Source organism: Paraburkholderia sp. CI3 (genome assembly GCF_050436505.1).
GTDB classification, from domain to species: domain Bacteria; phylum Pseudomonadota; class Gammaproteobacteria; order Burkholderiales; family Burkholderiaceae; genus Paraburkholderia; species Paraburkholderia tuberum.
Map to the genome: position 1 here is coordinate 362242 of NZ_JBNDMI010000001.1, position 22164 is coordinate 384405.

Sequence of the window (22164 nt, forward strand, 5' to 3'; positions counted from 1 at the left end):
CCTGAACGAAAGCTGAATTCAGGCGGTCTGTCGGGTAAGTACCAACGCGACCGGCCTAACGGTATGAGTGCCTCGGGAGCCTACTCAATCGGCAAGCAACGCACGGGAGTGGCTGACTTGCTCCGCCCGCAGCGGTATATAGAGCGCATGATCGAGCACGGTTTGCTGCCCTTCCTTGCTCAGGATATATCGAAGAAACTCGGCCAATACCGGATTCAACGGTTTGCCCGGTGGCTTGTTCGTATTGAAGTAGATGAGTCGGCTCAGCGGATAAGTGGCGAATGCTACGTTCTCGTAGCTGGGCGCGTAGTATGGGCCGGCCGGCTTTTCCGCAAGCGGCAGCATCTTCACCGGCGCATCGATGAAAGCGAGCCCCGCATAGCCAATCCCGTAGCGATCTTTCGCCACGTTCCCCGCAATCGGAAATACGAGCTTGTCGTAATGAATATCGTCCCTCCATTCGCCGCGCTCACCATCGACGCTCAAAATTCTCTGGCGAATGAATTCCTCGAACCCATTCCATGGTTTGATGGCATACACGTGAACGGGCTTGTCCGCCCACTTCCCGGTCAACCCGAGGTCCCCCCACGTCTTTGCCTCTTTGTTGCTGCGCAGGTGGGTCCTGGAGAACAACGCGTCAATCTGCTGATAATCAAGCTGTTCGATCGGATTGCTTTTATTGACGAAGAATCCAATGGCATCGAGAAAGCCGAAGTGACGATACGAGCCGCCGGAAACGGGCACGCTCAAGGGTCCATAGCCGAACTTCGCCTTGAAATCGCTTACGTCGTCGGGCTTCAGCTCCCGCGAAACGAACGCGAAGTCGAGGTCCTGCTTGACCAGTTCCTTCGCACCCAGACTGCCCGCATAGGGCGGTGAGACATCGATGTCCGCATCGGGGTAGTACTTCCTGAATCCGGCCACCCAGCGTTTGACCAGTGCAGGCAGTACGTCGGAGCAGGCGCCCTTGAACGTGCCTGAAAGCTTGATATCCCTGCGCGGCTCATAGTCCGACAGCGCCGGGTCGAGCCGGGGCTGCAAAATTTCAGGCTCCGGCAATGGCCGGCCAGCCTTCATTCCTTCTTTCGCTTCGGCATCGGTTTGTGGCTTCGCTGCAGCCGGCGCCGGTGCGAGCCATTCGACCATCGGCGCGCGGTCTTTTTCAATGACTTGAGCGAGTGGGCCGCCGGACGACATGATGGCAGCCATCACTAGACCGACGCCAAGCGGTGCACGCATCAAACGCGCGGGTAGCCGCCCGGCTCCGGCAACCGCTCGTACCGCACCGCATGACTTAGCGGGCTGCATCATGTGTCTCCTCATCGATGTTCTACGAGCGCGCGCTCTCGATGATCGCATGCGCCAATGTGGGCGCCATGCGGGTTTTCACTATGTCTTTATTCGCACGGCGACAACCTTTCCTGAAGGGAAGTTAACGATCGCTTCAGGATGCGTTTAGCCAGGCGCTTTAGATTGTTCACACTCGCAATCAATGCGCGTACTAGCGAAAAACCTGGGCGGAGGAGACATGCGGATGTTCGGCGGCGAAGTCCTTACCCCAAATCGCAAACCGACAGGCCATTCACGAGCGACGGCGACGGCGCTAAAAGCCCGCGCGCTATGGCACTGTGCATTCCTGGCAGGGTGCCTCGCCGCATCCGCGATTCAGGCGGACGATGCCTGTGCCGCGCCGGCACTCGATGCATCCCTCCCCCCTTACCGCCCCGAACAGAAGGTCGACGGAACGATCAGCAGCATCGGCGATGATGCGATGAAACAGCTCATGGATGCATGGCTGACTGCGTTTGAGCAACGCCAGCCCGGCATTCGCCGAGGACGACATTGGAATCACATAAGCAGCGCCAAAGCATTCGGCGCCTTGATGTTCGGCAAGGCCGACATCGCCCCCCTCGCACGCGAGCCATGGCCAACTGAATTGCAGCCGTATGCACACCAGTTCGCCGGTGACATGATGAGCTCGCCGCTGCTCGTGCGCGTCGTGAACCGGGCGGGACAGCCCGCGTACATCGCCGTGAACAAGCGCGCCGGCGCGCCGCTGCCTCAAAAGACGAAGGAATTCCTGATGTTCGTGCTAAGCCTTGAAGGCCAGGCGATCGCCGGCCGGCAAACGCCGTTCGAACCGCTCGATGCCGACGCGTCAGCGGCCGAGCGACTGAGGCTGCAAGGATTCCTCGCGCCGCTCGATCCAGCGCTGCCCGTTTATCAGCCGCGCCATCGCGTCCATGGCGCGATCGACAGCATCGGCAGTGACGGCATGAAATCGCTGATGGATACCTGGATGGAGGATTTCCAACGGTGGCAGCCCGGCGTGCTTAAAGGTTCGCGCTGGGAGCATCTCGGTACGTTGAACGGCTTCCATGCCTTACTCGTCGACGATACCGACATCGCGCCGATGGGCCGCGAACTCTGGCCGCAAGAGCGTGACGCGTATGCGGCTACTCATGAGAGGCCAATGCTGGAGATTCGGGTTGCGCGCGGCGGGTTCAACACACCGCAACGCACCACGGCGCAGGCGGTTTTTGTCAATGAAAGCAATCCGCTCGCGCAGATTACGGTCAAGCAACTGGCGGCCATGCTCGGCCATGCGCCGGGGACGCCGTCCATCACGCGCTGGGGGCAACTCGGACTGACAGGCGACTGGGCCGATCGCCCTATCAAGATCTACATTCCTCCGCATGTCGCGCCGAATGCCATGTCGATGCAAATCATGGTGCTCGGCGGTGGCGAGTGGAATAGCGCCATTCACGAAGGCACCATCGCCGAGACCGCAGCGGCCATTGCGCGTGAGCCTGACGCGATCGGCTTCGGCGGTCTCGAGGAAGGCGGCCCCAGGCTCAAAGCTCTAGCGGTCGGCAAGACGGATGGCGGCCCGTTCTACATGCTCAACGCCGAAAACGCCGCAAGCGGCCGCTATCCGCTCACACGCTACATGTACATACGCTTGAGGCAGCCAGTATCGGCACCGGTGAAAGAATTCTTGCGCTACATTCTGAGCCGCGCCGGCCAGGATCCCATCCGCTGTTCCGGCTATTTCCCGCTGAGCGCCGCAGAGGCCCGGCAGGAGCTATCGAAGCTGCAGTGAGACCCGGCGGCGCACCTGTACAAGGCCTTCGTACAGTCGATTCATGTTCGATTCAGCCTGGCTTTAAGGTTGCCGTTTATCACTCGGCTCCGGCGTTCGTTGCGGCAGCCAAAGCGCGGTAATCCGAAGCCTGTGGGAGTCAGGGAACGGAGCGGCATGCGTGTAATGGAAAACCCTCTCCCGCGACTGGCGGAATTGCGTTGTTACCGCTGGCCTGCTGCACTAAGCTGGATTGCGGCGTTGAGCCGAAGCGACGGAACTCCTGTGCCATGAAAATACTCATCGTCGAAGACCAGCGCAAGCTTGGACAATTCCTGAAACAGGCGCTCACGGAGCGCTCCTATACCGCCACCTGGGTGGCCACCTGCGCTGAAGCTCGCCACGCACTCTGTGAAACGAGCTACGACGTGATCGTGCTGGACCTTGGCCTGCCTGATGGCGACGGCCTCGACCTGCTGCGGGAATGGCGCAGCAGCGGCTTCAATGAACCGGTGATGATCCTGAGCGCGCGCGATGCCGTGCAAGATCGCGTCAAGGGGCTCGACGTCGGCGCGGACGATTATCTGCCTAAACCATTCAGCATCGAGGAGTTGCTCGCGCGCATGCGCTCGCTGCTGCGGCGCCAATCGTCCGTCAAGGAAACGACCTTGCAGCACGACGGTATCAAGCTTGATCTGCTGAACCGTACCGTCCATCTGAACGGACGGGCGATCGACCTCACGAGCCGCGAGTTCGCCCTGCTCGAAATCTTCATGCAGAACCCCGGCCGCATCATGACGCGCACGCTGATCTCCGAAAAGATCTGGGAATCGCACTACGATGTCGACACCAATCTACTCGACGTCTACATGAGCCGGTTGCGCGGCAAGCTCGAGACCGCATTGGGCAAGCCGCTCTTTAAGACCGTGCGCGGCGTCGGCTACCAACTCCTATGAAATCGATCGGCGTGCGGCTCGCCGTCTGGTACATGGTCGCCTCGACTGCAACGTTTGCGGCGCTATTTCTGGTAGGCCGCTACTTTGTTGAACGGCACGCTATCCAGGCACTCGAGTTGCTCAACGAATCGGAATTCGAGCAAATCAAGGCACGCCTTGGTCCCATCGTGGCCACGCCGTCGCCCGATGCACTGCGCGAGCGGGTGCGCGACTCAAGGCTTGATGAGCTGAGCCTTGGTTACGTCGAAGTCCGGGCAAACGGTGAAGCGCTGTTCCTTTCGCCTGGCCTGTACGGACACTCGATCATGCCGGCCGTACCCGGCAAGAAAATCTACAACGTGAGCATACCCGGACTCGATGAATTGCGAGTGGGGAGGTTTCAGGACGGAATATTGGATATCGCAGTCGGCACGTCAAAGCGCCACGTGCGCGACGTCATGGTCGGCTATGAGCATACCTTTTACGGCTTGCTAGTCGTGATGATCGGCATCAGCAGTGTGCTCGGCTATGGCTTCAGCCGCATGGCATTGCATCCGGTTCGACTCATCCAGGAAACGGCCAACCGGATTCGCTCGGACAACTTGAGCGAACGCATCCCTGTGGCCGCGGAGAAAGACGAAATTTCGGACCTCTCACGATTGCTGAATAGTGTGTTCGATCGTCTCGAGTACGCGTTTGATCAGATACGCCGTTTCACCGCGGAGGCTTCGCATGAGTTGAAGACACCGCTCACGCTCGTGCGCTTGCAGGCCGAAAAACTGCTGGTCGAGGGCAATCTCACGCCCGCTCAGGAGCAGGCGGTTCAGATGCAGATCAATGAGCTCGGTCAACTGAACAGAATCATCGACGAACTGCTGTTTTTGTCGCGCGCCGATGCGCAAGCGATCAAGCTAGAGCTCAAGCCTCAGGACCCCGCGGCGTTCCTCGAGAACTTCTCGCAAGACGCTCAGGTGCTCGCGGACCATCACGGGCGTCGATTTTCCTATACGCATGACGGCGTTGGGTACGTGGCCTTTGAGCAGAAATGGCTGCGTCAGGTACTGCTCAATCTATTGGCCAATGCCATCAACGCGTCGCCTCCCGATGGGCGCATCGTGCTTGGCTCCGAAGTGTTCGACACCGTCTGGCGGGTAAGCGTGGAAGACGAGGGCCCGGGCGTGCCGTCCGAGCAACGCGAGCGCATCTTCGAGCGGTTCGTGCGCATCGTTCGGCCCGGCACGGAAGGCAAAGGCAGCGGCCTTGGTCTCGCGATCTGCCGAAGCATCATCGAATTGCACGGTGGGCGCATCTTCGCGGAAGCCGGAGTCACTGGCCGAGGGCTGCGCGTGGTCTTCGAGATCCCAGCAGTTGAGGCACCACCCGCGAAACTGGCCGCCTGAAGCGGCTCAATCACACACCGAGGCACGGCTAAAACCGCGTCTGCAAGCCGAGAAAATACGACAACACGTTTGTCTCGCGCGCATGAGTAATGCCCCGCCCCGCCGCGGCAAGAATGCTCATATTTTTCGCCACGTCGTAAACAGCGCCGATGTTCATGCCGACCGATGAAGGCTCTGTAGTGCTCACGGCCCCGTTGTAAAACAGTTCACCGCCCACTTGCAGCTTGTCCGAGACCTTGCGTAGCAGTGCCCAACCGGCAATCCAGAAATTTTTGTCTGCACCGTGTTTGTGGAGCACGTAGCCGCCGCCGCCGTACGTCGTCCATTCCCCGAACGATTTCTCCAGCCATAACGGCAGAACAAAGCGCTTATGCCCATCGCCGAGGCCGCGCCTCGCGTCGCCGCTTGCCAGTGTCACGCTCGGGGCAAAGCTCGCCTGCGGTCGCCATCCCGCTTCGTCTTCCGACATGAACCGATATTTGATGCCCAGTTCGGTATCGCCGAAGCCGTAGTGAAGCCCGTCGCCTGCTTGATGATCGAACGCCATGGCGGCTTTAACGCCTACCTGCAGATCGGGGAGCAGGCCGTAATTGAGCTCGGCGCTCGGCAATGCGCCGCTCTGCTCGCCATGACGATGTTGCCCTTCCAACGCGGGGATGAATTCGAAATGCCGATATTCAACGGGCTCGGGATCGTCCGTCACGAACGGCGGACCCGCGAAAACCGGGGTTGCGGCGGCTGTGGCACAAACGACGACGAACGCGTGGGCCGCACGCATTGGGCGTCTCCACATCAAAAACCTCCTCTTTTCGTATATGCACGTGTTTAGGTATGCAAGCTATATTGCCTATCTCGGCGGCGGGCAGCAGGCCTGCATTTTGTCAACCGTTCACGCGAACCGCATCAAGCGACAAACCGGCATTGCGACACTGGCGTCCGCGTGTCCATATTACGTCCGCGATTCAGGTGGTCGTCGATTTCCGCGGCGCAGCCGATCATGCGGGGGTAAAGGAAAATCGTGAACGCGGCGGTCTCGAGCTCTGCCTCGCTGACCTGCCCTCGGCGAAGCGGCTGCCACAACATCTTGAGCAGCAGAGCGGCGATCACCGCATCGACGTTTACGCAATAGATGTTGCGGGAGACGCCCGCTTCGAAAAGAGCCTGCACCAGGGCGCGGTAATACGCATGAAACGCGTTGTACTCGCCGCGCTTTTCGTACAGATCAGCGACGAACAGCTCGCGTGGATCATGGTTGACAGGCCTGCCCTTGAATACCGGGTGATTCACGCCAGGCAACTTGATGATGTCCAGGCTCCCCGCTTTCTTTTGCCGCGACTTGTACTGCGCATACTGCTGCGCGGAGCGCTCGGCGAGCCATTGCAAGTCCACGCCATGGTTGGGATTCGATGGGTCATCAAGGCCACTGTCCCGGAACGCGTCATTGAGCAATGCAATGCCTTCGTAGCCGTTGCCGCCGTGTGTATAGCCGGTGTGCGAAAGGAACCCGATAAGCGCCTTGTTCAACTGGACCCGTTCGGGGCTTTCCGGACCGTCGGCCGATACGGCGCCTTTGGCACCCTGCGCTGAAATGGCACCCGGGCCATTGGTGAGCAACAAGCCGGCGAGGGTCTTGAAAGCGAAGAGGTCATCAGCACCAGGCCTCACCTTGAACAATGCGGCAAAACCTATCTCCGTCAGGCTTCGCTCGCCAAGCAGTTCTTCGACGGCCAAGCCGCAGAACCCGTCAGGTCCGTGGCACGACGCGTCCGTCGATGCACCAATCAGCGTGCCGAAGAGCTTCGTCCACCACGGCAAACACTCCGCTGTCAGCCGTGATATCCGCTTGCGTTTCAATGGTCCCCAGGCGAGCGTCGTGGTGATTGCGGCAAGAACTGCCTCAGCCGTGGGGTGGCCCGCGTGCGAGAGCAGCCATCGGACGAACGTGGATTGGGCACCACGCGCACCGAGGCCGGCAAGCATCGCTTCGGCCCGGGGATCGCGAGAGCTGGCGCGCAGCGATTCGCACCCCTTGGCATCGACCCGAAAGACATCGAACGTGTCGTCAAATGCATCGGCCAGGTCCACATCAGCGAACCGATCGATCAGCAACTTCACAGCCTCGCGCGCCGCTTGCTGGCGAATAGGGCCGACAATTGCAACCGCCGCCGACACCACTGCATTCGGTGCGTTCCCCGCCTCCCTGGCGGCCTGCGCGGCTGCGAGTTCGGGGGTCCCGTAAAGGTTGACGTGTGCTGCAATCGCGACGTTGATCAGCTTTTCTTCGTTCGCACCGCCGAACTCACGCAACAACGCGAGACTGACGTTGGCTTCGAGCGAGTGCGTTGCCGCATCGAGCATCGATGTACCGTGCAGACTGCTGACTTGCGTTTTCGCGTTCATCTGCGACACGCCCGATGCATCCTTTAACGGCTGCCGAGGAGGGATTGCTCCAATCTGGCGATTGACCTGCGACACTTGCTCGTTATACGGAGCAACCGCTTCCACGACGGGTATGGCGAGGTCAGTGGGCAGTGTGATGCCCTGATCGGATCCGAACCACGGCTTGAGCGCAAGGCTGCCCTCCGGAGCAAAATCCGGCATGGTCGCATTGACGCGCATGACGGCAGTAAGGGCGGCCGGAATGTGAGCGATGTTCGTGACGACAGCGCCTTTTGCCGAGCAACACGGCTCGTTCGGGGTGAAAAGAGCGTCCACGCCGAATTTGTCCATGAACCAGCGTTCCTTGGCACGCGCATCATCGGCGCCGCCAGCCATCGCACCCGCGTGCCCCACCGCGCGCGTCAGTTGGCTCTTCCAGCGGCCCACTACGCAAGCGACGACCGGTTTGGTAAACGTCGCGTCGCACTCGTAGTAGCCGCCCGGTTCGCAATACAGTACCGCGCCCTTGCTCCGCGCATCGTTTTCGAGTGCGAACGCGAATTCCGGCGCGGCGTAATGAATATAGATGTCCTTTCCGCTCGAGATGACGGTCGATGTCCCCCATCCGCTCATCCGCAAATATTGCGCAATGGTGGTGCTAAAGCCGCCGGAATTGGAGAAGATGGCAATCGAGCCTTTGCGCAAAGCGTCCCCCGGATTGTCGCCGCCAAGCGCGCCGCCAATTCTCACGCGATTCCACGAATCGATGACGCCAAGCCCGTTCGCCCCGAAAACGTCGATTCCCGCTTGCTGACCCATGGCGCGGATTTCCCGGGCGTCGTGAACGGCGATCTTTTCGGTGACGATGAAGACCTTTTTGAGATCGGGGTTGACACGAATCAACTCCGCCACGCCGTCACGCGCCGCGGGGGGCGGTAGATACACGACGCCGCACGTGAACCGGTGTCCCGCTTCGAGGCCCTCGCGGACGTTGTTGTAGACGGGAATATCGCCTATCGGCGTGGCAAGAACCTGTCCCCGCTTGCCCGGTGCCGTGCCGAATACGATATTGCCTCCAGAAAACGTATGGCTGACCGGTGTCACATCCGACGATTCCCCACCCAGTATATTAAGCACACAGACACGATCTTCACGCGTGGCAATCTGAGCGAGAGACTTGATGCCGACAAAATATTTAAACGGGCCGCTGCCTTGTTTATGCATGGTGCTCTCCTGATGCCCCGACCGTTGCGCGCGCACCCATTCGCGCGGCAACTTCGGCCCGGCCGCTCGTCTTCATCCATAGGTCAGCCCGCTTCGCGTATTGAATGACCTCACTGATGTCGGAGTCGAAACCGAAGAGCCGATAGGGCAGACCGAGTGAGTCGCATGTGTCTCTCAGGGCGGCCATGCCTCGCACGAGGTTGGGCCCTCCGCGGCCGAGCACCACATAGAGCGGCGTGGGACCGTGCTCGCTGAAATGTTCGCGCAGGGCATCCGCCATCGCACGCAGCGTCTCGAAGATGTCGGTATTGTTGGACTTTCCGCCGATGATGAAAAGCACGTTCGCCTGCTTCAGCCAGTGCCCGAAGCAGATGCGCGCGACCTCTTTCATTTTTTGGTAAGGCGGGTTCCCGCCGAAATCGGAGGAAATGATTGCTGCGTCTCCAAGCATTTCGGTGACGAGAGAATTGGCACCTCCGCCGAAGGTGGGCGCGAGAATCGTTCCTTTCTCGTTGATCACATAGACATCGCTCTGCCCTTGATGCGTGCGCAATTGATTGATCTCCTGCTCGAAATCGGAGTAATCGGCAGCAAACAGATGAGACGGCAGTCCAAGACGCGCCCAGCGCGGATCATCGCGATCGAAGCCGCACTTGAAGTCGCAGGCAACCGGTGTGAGGCGTCCTGTCTTGTCCTCGCGCATGCGAAGCGGATTCAACTCGAGTGTCGTCATGCCGAAGTCATGGAACAGTTCCCAAAGTTTCGGCAACTGCTGGACGAGGGGAGAAATGATTTCTTTGGGCGCGCCGATCTCGCTTAGCGCATTCGCTACGACAAAGGCTTTGAGTCCCGTCAAAGCATCGAACGGCACCATCGCCACGTGCTTCGGGTCCACTTCCTCGATATCCATGCCGCCTCTATGTGAGAGCGTCATGGTCGGCGCACGGAAGCGGGTGGAGTCGGTAATCGAAAAGTAGACCTCATGTTTGGCGGGAACGCCGGCCTCGAACGTCACGCCGTTTGCCTTGGCCTTGATGTGGCCAACGGTGTGCTCGGCAAAATACAGGCGTTCCTTTTCCGCAAGCGCGGTCTTCAGATCGGTCGCTCGTCCGAGCAGACCTGCCTTGCCCTTTTTGCCGACTCCGCCTTTGAAGACTGGCTTGATGAAAATCTGACCGTGGCGATCGATCAGGGCCCTGATTTCCTCCTCGCTGGCGCTCGGTCCGAGTATCTCGCTGGCCTGGAATCCGACGAATTCCAACAAGCGCGCGCCGTGCAACATGCCCGTGATCTGCATGGGACTGCCTCCTGAAGGCGATGCGACGTAAAGAGAGGGTGACAGCCACGCACTGCCGGCCGCCAATGCGCCGCCTATTGCCTGGCGATTGCACCGGCCGCCGCGTTCGGCAGCAGTTCGAAGTGCAACAGCGCGCCGCCCGTGCGGCCTTCGCCCGGTGATACGGCTACATACAGCCGGTTCAACTGCGGCACGAGAATCGCCGTCTTGGCACCCTTCGCAGTCGGCACGGGCGCGAGTTGCTCATAATGGTCGGCATCTATCTGTTGAATCACGCCGAGATAATCATCACCGGCCAGATAGACCCGATGGTTGGCCTCATCAAAGACAACCTCGTTAGTGCGTTGAGGCGCGTTGAAGCTGGCCAGTGTTGCGCCGTTTTCGGTACTGAGCACAAGCAGCTTGAATGGTTTGCGCGTGCCGACAAACAAGCGTTGGTGAGCTTCGTCGAATGCCATCGGCGCATTGAGTTGCGCGCCTTGAATCGGCCATCTCGCGATGATGTTGCGCGTCGGTTTGTCCACCACGGCGATGGTGCTCTGGCCGGTCAGGTTGACGAACAGACGATGGCCGTGCTGCTCAGCGGCCATCGACTCTATAAAGTCGGTATCGAAGGTCATGTCGCCGATCAGGCAGCCGGTCGCCGGATCGATCTCCGAGACGATTGTCTTCGGCAGCTTGGGCTCGGCGTTCTTCCCGCCGGCGACGACGTAGAGGTGCTTGCGCGACGCATCGTAACGAATCGAGTCCGCGCCCCGCGTAAGCGGAATCGAACCGATGATCCGGTAATGGGCGGCGTCGACGATCTTTGTCATGGTCGCGCCGCTGTCGGACACGATCAGCCGGTCGAGTTCGGGCAGGTACAGGATGCCGTGGGGCTGATCAAAGCCTTTGATGGTCTGCAAATGGCGATCGTTGACCAGGTCGAATACTTCAACGGTGCCCTGGTCCTCCCCTGCGAGAAACAGCCGCTTGCCTGCCAGGTCGACCGCAAAGTGATCGAAATCCCCGCTGTACGCAGGCAGTTCGGTGCGGCCGACGAGATGCAGCGCCGCGTTCGAACGAGCAATTGCAACGGATGCTGGCTGGGATCCGGCGGCGGTGACAGCCGAAGGCAATGTCGCGCATTGCACGGCGGCGGCAAACGCTGTCAACGAAAGGATCGTGGAAATTCGCAAACGCATTTGATGTTTCCCGAGTTGAATGAATTCATGCGTAGGAGAAGCCCGCCGCCCCAAGGAAAGCTTGGTGGTCGTCAGCTACCGGACGCCCAAAGGCCGTCAGGCACTTCAACGTCGGACCCTCGTCCGCAGGCGGGAACACACACCAGACACCGTCGTCATGGAGGAAGAAATAAATGGCCAAGGGGCCTTCCGGCCGCCGTGTCTCGACGCGTACATAACGTCGCTGATTCGAGGGCATGCGACCGAACCGGGTTACCCGGGCCGGCATCGAGGGGGTCGGCGCAAGCCATTTGTCGACCAGCCAATGCAAAGAACTGTTTACCGTACCCATCGATGTCTCCTTCCACTTCGCTTCTCGCTTCAAGCATCCAGCGCCAGCTAACGATGACTGCCGCGGCGAAAAGCTCCGTACGCGAGTCGATGACTCGTATGCTTAGTGAGCCGGCGCGAACAGCGCGGCATAGCTCGGGATCTGGCGTTGCAATGAATCGCGCAAGGCGGTCGAGGCCATGAAAAAGTCCTTCTCGCCCTTCGCGTCGGTGCCGTCGTTCTTGTATGCCAGTACTATTTCGCCGACGTTTTCGCCTGCTGCATTACGCAGCGGCAGCATCATCACGAACTTCTTCACCGTGTCATGCGGTCGATGCCAGCGCGGGTCGACGATGGTGATGCCCTTTGTCGAAATGTCGATGTCGTCCGGGTCGTCGGCGTTGCCGATGCGATCGAGGTAAGAACCGGCAAACATCGTATAGGCATCCTTCATTCCCGGAGGGACCCCATGGAAAGTCACGCTTAGCAGTTCGGGGTGCTGTGCCATGATCTGCTCCGAAAGAACTTGTGCGTAGATCTTCTCGCTCGGAGGTGTCCAATTCCTGGGATGGGGCGGCGCGGCAGGGGTCGCGGCGTCGGCCACGTTCAATGACGCCACGGACACGACGCTCAGCGTCGCGACGAGCAAGGTCTTGGTCAAGGTTCTCATGTCTCTCCTCTGATTGCCCTATGGGCGTTGTGATGCTGCCTTGTATTGAATGTACGCGCCGTATCTTGAACGAGCGTGAACGGATGCTGAAAATCCGTTCAGCCAACGGCGCACGATCGAGTTGCGCTGTCAGTCGGCGTTCTCCAGCTTCGCCAGTTCCTGCTTGACGACGTCCGGCGTCAGAGGAATGTAGACTCCCTCCTTCGCCACCACATCCTGGCCCTGCGCGCTCAATACCGCCTTCAGGAATTCTTTCACCTTGGGCTGCAGCGGTTCACCTGGCTTCTTGTTCACGAAGATGTAGACGTACCGCGACAACGGGTATTTGTGCGTGTAGACGTTCTGCACCGTTGGCATCAGGAATGGCTCGCCCTCCTTCTCCGCCAGCGGTAAAACTTTCACATTGGGTGTGACATTGGCGAGCAGGGCATAGGTCAGCCCGCCCGGGTGCGTCGCCATATCTTCGGCCGCCACCGTGAATGCGTGCGTAAATCCCTTGCCCTTTACGAATTCGATGTTGTCCTTGTAGGCACCGCCTTCCAGTACGTTCAGCTTCAGGTAATACTCGATGCCGTTGACGGGCTTCAGGCCATAAAGGTGGATCGGGCGATCGGCCCAATCGCCCCCAAGTCCCAGGTCGCCCCACCTGGTGATATCGGCGTGGCCGCGGTTGCGCGTCTTCGAATAAATCGCGTCGAGCTGTGCAAGCGTCAACCCTTTGAGCGGATTGTCCTTGTCGACAAGCACGACAGAAGCCGCTGTCTTGCCGAGCGAGCCGACACTGCCCGTCGCCACGCGAATCGCCATCGGCTTGTAGCCGAACTTATCGACGAACGCCTTCTCTTCGGCCGGCAACAGTTCGCGTCCGACGGGTGCAAGGTCAGCCGCGCCATTCGTCAGGGCCGGTCCGCCCGTTCCCGATGCCTTCGCCTCCATCGTCACGCTCATGCGCGGGTAGGCCTTGCGGTACAGCTTGATCCAGCCAAGCGTGATCTCATCCATCACATCGGCACCAACGAGGCGCAACTGCTCTTCGGGCTCAACCTGCACCTCACCGGGCTTCCACGCGGAAATCGACGGGTCGATCCTGAGATGATGTTCCACGGGCGCATACTTCAGTGCAAACGCCGGCATGGACGTCAGCGCCCCCACCGACAAGACGGCCATCATTGTCGCGGCCATCGCCGTAGCTTTGCGCGTTGAGCGAACCTGCTGTCTTCCTTTCATGGGTGTCTCCTGGTTGAAACTGGTGATGGCTTGCTATCCGATGCCTTCTCGCCGGATGCCCGCTCCGGTACGACTACTTTGCGTTCCCAAACAAAGCCGCAAGCGAAGGTATGCCCGCGGCAAGCTCGTCATGGACTCGTTGAGACTCGCGCATGAGCCGCTCACGGTCGGCTCCAACCGGCGCGCGGAAAGTCGATCCGATCACGCCAATCGGCCTGCCGAGCGCGTCATGCATGACAACCTCCACCGACATGTCACCGGTCTTCGTCGATTCCACACGGGGCTTGCCGCTCATGAGTACGGCCAGATCGTCGGCGTCAGCCGGCTTGCCGATGCGCCCGATATTCGACGCGATGATGATGTTGTCGGGGAAGTTCGGCGGCGTTACGTGCAATGCGAGCACGGTCAACTCGGGGTGAGCCGCGAGCGTCGTATCGACCAGATGCTGGGCGTACGGTGCTGCCGGCGTTTGGGCGCACAGGGTCCTCGCCGCCAGCGCCAGTAGCGCTGCGGCAAACATGGTCCGTTTCATGTTCTCCTCTCTACTCGGCGCGTGTCCGAAGGACTGGGTATCAGTTGGCGAGCATCACCCGCGAAGTGTCCACCTGCGATGCACGCAGCGGCACATACATGCCATGGTCGATGACCGACTGCTGCCCTTGCTTGCTGAGGATGTAGCGCAAGAATTCGCCGATGACCGGGTCGAGCGGCTTGCGGGGATCTTTGTTGGTGTTGAAGTAGATCAGGCGGCTCAGCGGATACCTGGCGAGCGCGACATTCTCATAGGTAGGTGCGATGAATGGGCCAGCGCTGGATTCTCCGAGCGGCAGCATCTTGACGGGCGCGTCGATGTAGGCAATCCCCGAGAAGCCGATGCCGTATGGGTCGTCCGCCACACGCCTGGCGAGCGGGAATACCAGCTTGTCATAGTGAAGATCGTCGCGCCATTCGCCGCGCCGGCCGTCGGCACTCAATACACGCTGCCGGATGAACTCCTCGAAGCCGTTCCAAGGCTTGATCGCGTAGACGTGTATCGGCTTGTCGGCCCATTCCCCCTTGAGCCCGAGGTCGCCCCACGTCTTGGCTGGCTTGCCGCCGCGCAAGTGCGTACTTGAAAAGAGCGCGTCGATCTGAGCAAAACTCAGCTTGTCGGCGGGGTTCGCCTTGTTGACGAAAAAGCCGATTGCATCGAGGAATCCGAAATGACGGTATGACCCACCGGAAATCGGTACGCTCAGCGGCTCATAGCCGAATTTAGCCTTGAAGTCCGTCACGTCGTCAGGCTTGAGTTCACGGGAAACGAACACGAAGGAGAGCTTTTCCTTGACCAGCTCCTTGGCACCGAGGCTCCCTGCGTAAGGCGGGGAAATCCGAATATCGACGTCCGGATAGTATTTCTTGAACCCCGCGATCCAGCGATTGACCAGCGACGGCAACACATCGGAGGCAGCCCCGTCGAAAGTGCCTGACAGCTTGAGATCGTTTCGTGGCTGGTAGTCCGGCAACGCCGCGTCGAGTGTCGGCTGAAGCACTTCAGGCTCGATGAGCGGGCGACCGAGCTTCATGCCCTCATCGGCCTGCTCCTTGGTCTGCGGTGCGACAGTTGGCAGCGAGGGCACGAGCCATTCAACCATCGCCGCATTGGCGCCGGGTGTCGTGTCAGCCAATGCCACGCCGCCCCCCCCTAACGCCGCGGTGACCAAGGCAACAGCCGTAGGCAAGCGCATCCATTTCGGCCCGCCACATCTCCTGGCCGAACTGACAATGAAACGTGATTCGATCTGGTTCACGAAATGTCTCCTTCCTGTTTTTTGACGGCAAATCGAAAGGCCTGCTCTCGATGAGGTCTTCGCGCCTGTCTGCCCTTCCTTTCTCCCTTGCACCGCTAAGTCGGACTCCCACGCCACGAACAGTAAGCTCGCCGGATGAATGCAATCTGAAGCCTTCGTTAAAAATAATTCAGGGATGGTTCAGGGTAGTTTTAATGCGCACGCGTACCGTGGACCCGTTGGCTGCTCGAAACTGGTATCTCCCCTGAACATAGATTCATTTTCCGTTCAGCCTGGTTTTAAAGTCACCCCGTATAACGGAAACCATTCCGAATGGGCGAACAGTCCACCGACGGAAGTCGATGCTGCCCGCACTGGAAGGGGCAAGCCGTTCACACCAATACATGAGGAGATAGTCTGATGAAAACCACAGCCGTGCGTGTTGCTATCGGTGCGTTGATGTTTGGCAGCTTGCTTTCAGCCGCCCATGCTGGCGAGAAAATCACGCTGATGGTCGGCGGCATGGAAAAGCAGATTTACCTGCCCGCGAAGCTCGCCGAGCGGCTCGGCTATTTCAAGGAGCAAGGCCTCGATGTTGAACTGGTCAACGAAGCCGCCGGGGTGGATGCCGAAAATGAACTGATCGCGGGCGCGGTTCAAGGCGTCGTCGGCTTCTACGATCACACCATCGATCTGCAGGCCAAGGGCAAATACATCGAGTCCGTCGTGCAGTTCAGCCATACGCCCGGAGAGGTCGAACTGATCTCGTCAAAGCTGGCCGACAAGATCAAGACGCCGGCCGATTTCGGCGGCAAGACGCTGGGCGTCACCGGCCTTGGGTCGTCAACCAATTTCCTCACGCAGTATCTGGCCGTGTCGCATGGCGTGCCTGTCAGCGAAGTCACATCGTTAGCGGTCGGCGCAGGCAACACGTTCATCGCGGCGCTCAAGCAGGGCAAGATCGACGGCGGCATGACGACAGAGCCCACCGTGTCACGCCTGATCGATACGGGCGCCGCCAAGGTGCTCGTCGATCTGCGCTCGCCCGCAAGTACGCAGAAGTGGCTAGGTGGGCTTTATCCGGCCGCCAGCCTCTACATGCAGAACGACTGGGTGAATTCGCACAAGGCGACCGTTCAAAAGCTCAGCAATGCATTCGTCAAGACGCTGCGCTACGTCTGCACGCACAGTGCCGATGAAATCGCGGCGCAGATGCCCGCCGACTACTACGCCGGCGACAAAGCGATGTACGTCAAGGCGCTCAGCGTCGGCAAGGTGTCCTTCATTGCCGACGGCCGCATGCCGGAATCCGGCCCGGCCACTGTGCTGAAAGTGTTGTCGTCGTTCGACAAGGCAGTCACCGGCCACAAGATCGACCTGTCGAAAACCTATACCACTGAGTTCGTCTCCGCGGCACAAGTCAAATAACACCGCCCGCCGCCGCATGGCCACAAGGTCGGAAACTTTCAACCCGGATTCAGGAGGTAGCATCCTATGACATTAGAACCGGCAACCACGCCAATTCCGATCCGCGCCCAGAAGCCGGAAACGGCGATCCAACTCGATCGTGTCAGCCGCCGCTTCGTGAGCCCGGAAGGCAAGGCGATCATGGCGCTGCAAAACTTCTCGATGAGCATTGCGAAAGGCGAGTTCTGTGCGGTAGTCGGGCCGACCGGCTGCGGCAAGTCAACAACACTGAGCCTCATCACCGGTCTTGCGAAGCCTAGCGCGGGTACAGTCAGGATCTGGGGCAAGCCGGTTGACGGCATCGACCGGCGCATCGGCTTTGTGTTTCAGAGCGATGCGGTCTTTCCATGGAAGAGCGTGCTTGCGAACGTGGCGGCGGGCCCCTTGTACCGCGGGGTGCCTAAAGCGGAAGCGAACGAGCGCGCCATGGAATGGATACGCCGCGTCGGGCTTGCCCGCTTCGAGCATCACTACCCTCACCAACTCTCCGGCGGTATGCGCAAGCGAGTCGCGCTTGCACAAACGTTCATCAACGAGCCCGAGATCTTGCTCATGGACGAACCGTTTTCCGCACTCGATGTTCAGACGCGAACACTGATGCAGGATGAGCTCCTGCGCCTGTGGAGCGTCAATGGCGCGTCGGTCGTATTCGTGACGCACGATATCGAAGAAGCCATTGCGTTGGCCGATAGAGTCTTCGTCCTCACGGCGGGCCCTGCGACTGTCAAGAAAAGCTATGAAATAGACCTGCCACGCCCGCGCGATGTGTCAGAAGCGCGCTACAGCCCCCGCTTTATCGAACTGTCCCGGCAGATCTGGAACGATCTGCGCGACGAAGTCCATATTTGAGCGCCGGTTGGCGCCTCGAGGCATCCCATGAATACTTCCATGACTGGTACTGCGGCGCAGGAAATGGAGCTGCGCCACGTAGAACAAAAAGCGCATGCGCGTATGCGCCGGAGACAAACGCTTGTGCATGCGCTGCGCTTGTCGGTCTTGATCCTTACGCTGGGCGGCTGGGAATTGGCCGGCCGCGTCGGATTGATCGATCCATTCTTCTTTTCGACGCCTTCGATGATCGCAGTCCAGCTTTGGCAATGGCTGACCGAGGGAACGTCTCAAGGCCCATTATGGGTACAGGTACTCGTGACGCTGGAAGAAACCGGGCTCGGCTTCCTGATCGGCGGTGTCGGTGGTGTTATCGCCGGGATCGCGCTGGGACGCAATAGGCTGCTCGCCGATGTGTTCAGTGTATACATCAAGATTGCCAACTCGATACCGCGGGTGGTGCTCGGTTCTGTATTCATCATTGCGCTTGGGCTTGGCATGGCGTCGAAGGTAGCGCTGGCTGTCGTCATGGTCTTCTTCGTGGTGTTCGCCAATGCATTCCAGGGCGTACGCGAGGCCGACCGGAACCTCATCGCCAATGCGCATATCCTCGGCGCATCGAAGCGTCAGGTGACACTGACCGTCGTGCTGCCCGCGGCAATGACGTGGATTCTGGCCAGCTTGCATGTCAGTTTTGGCTTTGCGCTGGTGGGCGCTGTCGTCGGCGAGTTCCTCGGCTCCCGGCAAGGCATCGGACTGCTGATCTCGACCGCGCAAGGCGCCTTCAATGCGGCCGGCGTATTCGCCGCGATGATCGTGCTTGCCGTCGTCGCACTTGGTGCTGAGTTCCTGCTCACTCAGTTGGAGAACAGTCTGCTTAAGTGGCGGCCGCCGCAGTTCTCCGATGGCGGCCATTGACGGCTCTTTGACTGCTTTAGGGCACTGCAAGAAGGGGCGCGGAAAGCGCCTCTTCATTTTGTGCAATAAGTGTTCACGAGAAATTGATTCGAAATTCGGACCCGTAGGCGTTGTGAGCCTATGGCCGAGCTAAGTCAGCCTGGTCAGACTGATGGGCAATCCCTTTCACTTCGGCAGGAGAACGCCATGAACAAATTGCCCGCGCCCCGATTAAGTGACTGTCTCAACAAAGTCCCGGAAGTCACACTGTCGTTCTGGATCATCAAGATCATGTCCACAACGGTGGGCGAAACGGGGGCCGACTTCCTGGCGGTCAATGCGGGGTGGGGCCAGGGAATTACCCGCTCGGTCATGGCCACCCTGCTGGCGGTCGCCTTGCTCGCGCAGGTGCGCACCCGCCGCTACACCCCATGGATTTACTGGCTGACGGTCGTGCTGGTCAGCGTAGTCGGCACCCAGATCACTGACCTGCTAACCGATGCCTTGGGGGTCAGTCTGTATGTCAGTACCGCCGTGTTCGCGGTGGCGCTCGTCGCGATCTTCTCCGTCTGGTATCGGGTCGAACGCACCCTGTCTATGCACGACATCGTGACGCGCAGCCGGGAGCTGTTTTACTGGGCCGCCATCCTATGCACCTTCGCGCTGGGGACGGCGGCCGGTGATCTGGCGACCGAGGCGTTGCGCCTGGGCTTCACCTGGGGCGCGGTCGCGTTCGGTGCGTTGATCGGCGTTACCTATGCCGCCTGGCGCTTGGGCGGCAACGCCGTGCTGACCTTCTGGATCGGCTACATCCTGACTCGCCCGTTCGGTGCCGCGCTGGGCGATCTACTGACGCAGGCCAAGACTTACGGCGGCCTCGGCATGGGAGCCATGGGGACCAGCGCCCTGTTCCTCGTGGTGATCGTCATGCTGGTGGCCGTCGCGCAGTTCGGCGTGAATGCAGGCCGATCCGCACAAGTTACCGAGTAACCCTCTTTCCACTTCTCAAGGAGAAACCATGCCCACTCAGCACCCAGTCGCCCGTCCTGGCGCCGCCGTATCGGCGGCCGTTCTCCTGGCCCTGGCAGCCGGTTGTTCCAGGTCCGCCGACCAAGGTGGCCCGGGCACAGCGCCGGCCGCATCTGCGCAGACTCCCACGGCATCGCCGGGCAAAGTCGTCTCCAAGCTCGGCGACCTGTCGGCGTTGCGCAGCATCGCCACCGACGTGGCAGCCATCGTGAACAAGGGCGATCTGCCCGCAGCCAAGGTCCGCATCAAGGATTTGGAGGTGGCCTGGGACTCGGCGGAGGCTGGGCTGAAATCACGGGCTGCGGATGACTGGCACGTTCTCGACAAGGCCATCGACAAGGCCTTGGCAGTACTGCGCGCCGATACGCCGAGCCGGGAGGATTGCAAGGCAGCCATGGGCAACCTGCTGAAAACGTTTGACACACTCCAAGCTAAGGTCTGACCAGCGAGCACATCCCATGAAAACATCCACTGAACACGCGCTGGCCAAAGTCCCCGAAGTAACGCTGGGGTTCTGGCTCATCAAGATCGCCGCTACGACGCTCGGCGAAACCGGTGGCGATGCCGTCTCGATGTCCATGAATCTGGGCTATCTGGTCGGAACCGGCATCTTCGCGGCAATCTTCCTGGTCGCCGTGATCGCGCAGATCAAGGCCAAAGGGTTCCATCCCTTCCTTTACTGGACCACCATCATCGCCACCACCACGGTTGGCACGACGCTAGCCGATTTTGCGGATCGCTCGCTCGGAATCGGGTACGCTGGCGGTTCGAGTTTGCTGCTAGCCATGCTGCTCGGGTCGCTCTTTGTTTGGCATCGCACCCTGGGCTCCGTGTCGGTGAGCACCATCAGTTCGCCCAAAGCTGAAGCCTTCTACTGGGTGACGATTATGTTCTCCCAGACCCTGGGCACGGCGCTGGGCGACTGGACGGCCGATACGGCGGGTCTGGGCTACACCGGCGCGGCCATCGTGTTCGGCGGGCTGCTTGCCTTGGTCGTGACCGCCTACTACCGGACCAGCGTGTCCCGCACGCTGCTATTCTGGGCTGCGTTCATCTTGACCCGCCCGTTGGGCGCTGTGGTCGGTGATCTTCTGGACAAGCCGCTGAGCGCTGGTGGTCTGGCCTTGAGTCGCTATTCGGCGTCGGCCGCACTGCTTGCCTTCATGCTGACGGCTATCCTGCTCTTCAGACAGCGGGCAGCCAGGACGGCACATTGAACGACGATTGAACGAAGGGGGAATGCGGGTATTGCTGGTCGAAGACGACCCCATGATCGGTGAAGCGATCCAAGGTGCATTCAACTGGTTGCGAGTTTCGGTTGAAGCGATCTGGCGGCGGTCAACGGAATCAGCAAGCGGGCGAGACCAGGCGCGTCGAGGTCGGCGACGAGGCAGTTTTGCGTTGTCATGGATGTACTTCGGCAGGGTGAGGACGAAGGGGATCACGGCGCGCTGCGCCGGACATGAAACATGGGCCTCGACTGCCAGATCAACTATCGCAATAGTGCCGTAGATTGATCATCGTGTAGGCTATGGTCTTGAATGCGTAGTGCAACTGACTGATACGTTCGAAGCGAAGTAATAGGCGGTGGAATTTGTCCTCCCACGCGAACACGTGCTCGATCGTACGAAACCGCTCGTTAAAAATGGTCCGATCGAACAGCGGCTTGCGACCTCGCTTCGTGCGTTTCCTGCCGCGCGGGTTCGGATTGATGTTGGGCACCATCGCGCGGTTGAATATCGCCTTGCGGTTGGCGCGACAATCGTAGACGCCGTCCAGGCTGACCACGCCGTCACGCAGGTCCAGGTTTGCTTCACGGGCAATCTGTATCACCCGCGGCAGCGCGTCACGCAGCAGTGGCGATTCGTTGCGATTGCCTGGTGCCGGCACGAACGGGGCAATCACATTGCAGTTCCGGTCGCGGAAGGCAACGACCTTGTCACCCTTCATGTGCTTGTGGCCGCTGAAGCCAATGTTGTCACCGCCTTTTTTCGCCGCCGTCGTGGTACCGTCGCCATGGATGATGCTGGTGTCCAGCAACTGGTCGTGGCTAAGCCGTACGACCGACGCGAGGAAGACAGCGTCAAAACATTCGCATGCCTGCCAGCGGCGAAAGGCCCGATAGATGCTCGTGTAGTGGATCTCCGGCCTGCCGTGCCGATCCATTGCAATCGGCAGCGCCTTCCATTGGCAACCCAGGTAAAGCAGTTTCAGGATGTAGTTGAAGATCGCGTGCGCGGTCAGTTTGGATGCCGGTCCCCGGCTTCCTGCCGTGAGGTGCGGCAAGACAAATTGTTCGAACTGGCCGAGGCTCAATTCCGTTGGAATCCGTTGCCATTGCTGGCTTTGCGCCATTATCGACCACCAAAGATCGGGAATTCTAGCGGATCCGGCAGAAATCGGCGAAAGTCATACCCACAAAGGACTTCAGACAAATTCAGCAGCCTTGAGAAACCCGCAACCAGTT

General features: G+C 60.0%; 20 protein-coding genes. 9 read left to right on the top strand and 11 right to left on the bottom strand.

Annotated elements, in window-relative coordinates; genetic code table 11:
- Nucleotides 1–84 precede the first annotated feature (84 nt).
- Nucleotides 85–1311: a PstS family phosphate ABC transporter substrate-binding protein gene (locus OKW29_RS01645; protein ID WP_429289722.1), complete on the bottom strand. Its 1227-nt coding sequence runs from the start codon at nt 1309–1311 to the stop codon at nt 85–87.
- 460 nt (nt 1312–1771) lie between these two features.
- On the opposite strand from OKW29_RS01645, the gene OKW29_RS01650 reads away from it, so the two are divergent.
- From OKW29_RS01650 to OKW29_RS01660, 3 genes are all read left to right on the top strand, one after another.
- Nucleotides 1772–3103, top strand: a complete 1332-nt coding sequence (locus OKW29_RS01650) for a PstS family phosphate ABC transporter substrate-binding protein (RefSeq protein ID WP_429289723.1) — start codon at nt 1772–1774, stop codon at nt 3101–3103.
- Between the two features lie 269 nt (nt 3104–3372).
- Entirely contained in the window at nt 3373–4038 is a 666-nt protein-coding gene (locus OKW29_RS01655; protein WP_429289724.1) for a response regulator, read from the top strand.
- Nucleotides 4035–5417 (top strand): ATP-binding protein, encoded by a 1383-nt coding sequence (locus OKW29_RS01660; RefSeq protein ID WP_429289725.1) that lies wholly within the window; start codon nt 4035–4037, stop codon nt 5415–5417. The genes OKW29_RS01655 and OKW29_RS01660 overlap by 4 nt, the downstream gene beginning before the upstream one ends.
- A gap of 28 nt (nt 5418–5445) precedes the next feature.
- Here OKW29_RS01660 and OKW29_RS01665 read toward each other — a convergent pair whose 3' ends face one another.
- From OKW29_RS01665 to OKW29_RS01705, 9 genes are all read right to left on the bottom strand, one after another.
- A complete protein-coding gene (locus OKW29_RS01665) occupies nt 5446–6195 on the bottom strand; it encodes a transporter (RefSeq protein WP_429289726.1) in 750 nt (249 codons plus the stop codon).
- A 125-nt stretch (nt 6196–6320) separates the two neighbouring features.
- A complete protein-coding gene (locus OKW29_RS01670; protein ID WP_429289727.1) occupies nt 6321–9020 on the bottom strand; it encodes a CoA-binding protein in 2700 nt (899 codons plus the stop codon).
- A complete protein-coding gene (locus OKW29_RS01675; RefSeq protein ID WP_429289728.1) occupies nt 9013–10317 on the bottom strand; it encodes an ATP-grasp domain-containing protein in 1305 nt (434 codons plus the stop codon). The genes OKW29_RS01670 and OKW29_RS01675 overlap by 8 nt, the downstream gene beginning before the upstream one ends.
- 74 nt (nt 10318–10391) lie before the next feature.
- Nucleotides 10392–11501: a YncE family protein gene (locus OKW29_RS01680; protein ID WP_429289729.1), complete on the bottom strand. Its 1110-nt coding sequence runs from the start codon at nt 11499–11501 to the stop codon at nt 10392–10394.
- 25 nt (nt 11502–11526) lie between these two features.
- Complete coding sequence (locus OKW29_RS01685) at nt 11527–11832, bottom strand: hypothetical protein (RefSeq protein WP_429289730.1); 306 nt, start codon at nt 11830–11832, stop codon at nt 11527–11529.
- A gap of 102 nt (nt 11833–11934) precedes the next feature.
- Complete coding sequence (locus OKW29_RS01690) at nt 11935–12480, bottom strand: hypothetical protein (RefSeq protein ID WP_429289731.1); 546 nt, start codon at nt 12478–12480, stop codon at nt 11935–11937.
- A 129-nt stretch (nt 12481–12609) separates the two neighbouring features.
- The gene (locus OKW29_RS01695; RefSeq protein WP_429289732.1) at nt 12610–13707 is read right to left on the bottom strand and encodes a PstS family phosphate ABC transporter substrate-binding protein; all 1098 of its coding nucleotides are present in this window, start codon (nt 13705–13707) and stop codon (nt 12610–12612) included.
- A gap of 73 nt (nt 13708–13780) precedes the next feature.
- A complete protein-coding gene (locus tag OKW29_RS01700; protein ID WP_429289733.1) occupies nt 13781–14239 on the bottom strand; it encodes a hypothetical protein in 459 nt (152 codons plus the stop codon).
- A 40-nt stretch (nt 14240–14279) separates the two neighbouring features.
- Nucleotides 14280–15497: a PstS family phosphate ABC transporter substrate-binding protein gene (locus OKW29_RS01705; RefSeq protein WP_429289734.1), complete on the bottom strand. Its 1218-nt coding sequence runs from the start codon at nt 15495–15497 to the stop codon at nt 14280–14282.
- A 399-nt stretch (nt 15498–15896) separates the two neighbouring features.
- Between OKW29_RS01705 and OKW29_RS01710 the strand changes: the two genes are divergently transcribed.
- From OKW29_RS01710 to OKW29_RS01735, 6 genes are all read left to right on the top strand, one after another.
- The gene (locus tag OKW29_RS01710; RefSeq protein ID WP_429289735.1) at nt 15897–16904 is read left to right on the top strand and encodes an ABC transporter substrate-binding protein; all 1008 of its coding nucleotides are present in this window, start codon (nt 15897–15899) and stop codon (nt 16902–16904) included.
- 66 nt (nt 16905–16970) lie between these two features.
- On the top strand, nt 16971–17792 hold the full coding sequence (locus OKW29_RS01715) for an ABC transporter ATP-binding protein (RefSeq protein WP_429289736.1): 822 nt from the start codon (nt 16971–16973) through the stop codon (nt 17790–17792).
- A gap of 63 nt (nt 17793–17855) precedes the next feature.
- On the top strand, nt 17856–18689 hold the full coding sequence (locus OKW29_RS01720) for an ABC transporter permease (RefSeq protein ID WP_429289904.1): 834 nt from the start codon (nt 17856–17858) through the stop codon (nt 18687–18689).
- A gap of 186 nt (nt 18690–18875) precedes the next feature.
- The gene (locus OKW29_RS01725; RefSeq protein ID WP_429289737.1) at nt 18876–19658 is read left to right on the top strand and encodes a COG4705 family protein; all 783 of its coding nucleotides are present in this window, start codon (nt 18876–18878) and stop codon (nt 19656–19658) included.
- Between the two features lie 28 nt (nt 19659–19686).
- Nucleotides 19687–20139 (top strand): hypothetical protein, encoded by a 453-nt coding sequence (locus OKW29_RS01730; protein WP_429289738.1) that lies wholly within the window; start codon nt 19687–19689, stop codon nt 20137–20139.
- 16 nt (nt 20140–20155) lie between these two features.
- Nucleotides 20156–20914, top strand: coding sequence for a COG4705 family protein (locus tag OKW29_RS01735; protein WP_429289739.1), 759 nt, complete (start codon nt 20156–20158; stop codon nt 20912–20914).
- A gap of 271 nt (nt 20915–21185) precedes the next feature.
- Here the strand turns inward: OKW29_RS01735 and OKW29_RS01740 are convergent, their stop codons facing one another.
- Nucleotides 21186–22052 carry a transposase gene (locus OKW29_RS01740; RefSeq protein ID WP_429289740.1) on the bottom strand — a complete coding sequence of 289 codons (867 nt, stop codon included), beginning with the start codon at nt 22050–22052 and terminating at the stop codon, nt 21186–21188.
- Nucleotides 22053–22164 lie beyond the last annotated feature (112 nt).

Bases quoted from the DNA above. Each gene is read 5' to 3' on its own strand.
- OKW29_RS01670 (WP_429289727.1), bottom strand. From the start codon at position 9,020: ATGCATAAACAAGGCAGCGGCCCGTTTAAATATTTTGTCGGCATCAAG.
- OKW29_RS01675 (WP_429289728.1), bottom strand. From the start codon at position 10,317: ATGCAGATCACGGGCATGTTGCACGGCGCGCGCTTGTTGGAATTCGTC.
- OKW29_RS01660 (WP_429289725.1), top strand. From the start codon at position 4,035: ATGAAATCGATCGGCGTGCGGCTCGCCGTCTGGTACATGGTCGCCTCG.
- OKW29_RS01715 (WP_429289736.1), top strand. From the start codon at position 16,971: ATGACATTAGAACCGGCAACCACGCCAATTCCGATCCGCGCCCAGAAG.
- OKW29_RS01720 (WP_429289904.1), top strand. From the start codon at position 17,856: ATGGAGCTGCGCCACGTAGAACAAAAAGCGCATGCGCGTATGCGCCGG.
- OKW29_RS01665 (WP_429289726.1), bottom strand. From the start codon at position 6,195: ATGCGTGCGGCCCACGCGTTCGTCGTCGTTTGTGCCACAGCCGCCGCA.
- OKW29_RS01645 (WP_429289722.1), bottom strand. From the start codon at position 1,311: ATGATGCAGCCCGCTAAGTCATGCGGTGCGGTACGAGCGGTTGCCGGA.
- OKW29_RS01690 (WP_429289731.1), bottom strand. From the start codon at position 12,480: ATGAGAACCTTGACCAAGACCTTGCTCGTCGCGACGCTGAGCGTCGTG.
- OKW29_RS01650 (WP_429289723.1), top strand. From the start codon at position 1,772: ATGAAACAGCTCATGGATGCATGGCTGACTGCGTTTGAGCAACGCCAG.
- OKW29_RS01740 (WP_429289740.1), bottom strand. From the start codon at position 22,052: ATGGCGCAAAGCCAGCAATGGCAACGGATTCCAACGGAATTGAGCCTC.
- OKW29_RS01710 (WP_429289735.1), top strand. From the start codon at position 15,897: ATGAAAACCACAGCCGTGCGTGTTGCTATCGGTGCGTTGATGTTTGGC.
- OKW29_RS01725 (WP_429289737.1), top strand. From the start codon at position 18,876: ATGAACAAATTGCCCGCGCCCCGATTAAGTGACTGTCTCAACAAAGTC.
- OKW29_RS01680 (WP_429289729.1), bottom strand. From the start codon at position 11,501: ATGCGTTTGCGAATTTCCACGATCCTTTCGTTGACAGCGTTTGCCGCC.
- OKW29_RS01695 (WP_429289732.1), bottom strand. From the start codon at position 13,707: ATGAAAGGAAGACAGCAGGTTCGCTCAACGCGCAAAGCTACGGCGATG.
- OKW29_RS01735 (WP_429289739.1), top strand. From the start codon at position 20,156: ATGAAAACATCCACTGAACACGCGCTGGCCAAAGTCCCCGAAGTAACG.
- OKW29_RS01655 (WP_429289724.1), top strand. From the start codon at position 3,373: ATGAAAATACTCATCGTCGAAGACCAGCGCAAGCTTGGACAATTCCTG.
- OKW29_RS01685 (WP_429289730.1), bottom strand. From the start codon at position 11,832: ATGGGTACGGTAAACAGTTCTTTGCATTGGCTGGTCGACAAATGGCTT.
- OKW29_RS01730 (WP_429289738.1), top strand. From the start codon at position 19,687: ATGCCCACTCAGCACCCAGTCGCCCGTCCTGGCGCCGCCGTATCGGCG.
- OKW29_RS01700 (WP_429289733.1), bottom strand. From the start codon at position 14,239: ATGAAACGGACCATGTTTGCCGCAGCGCTACTGGCGCTGGCGGCGAGG.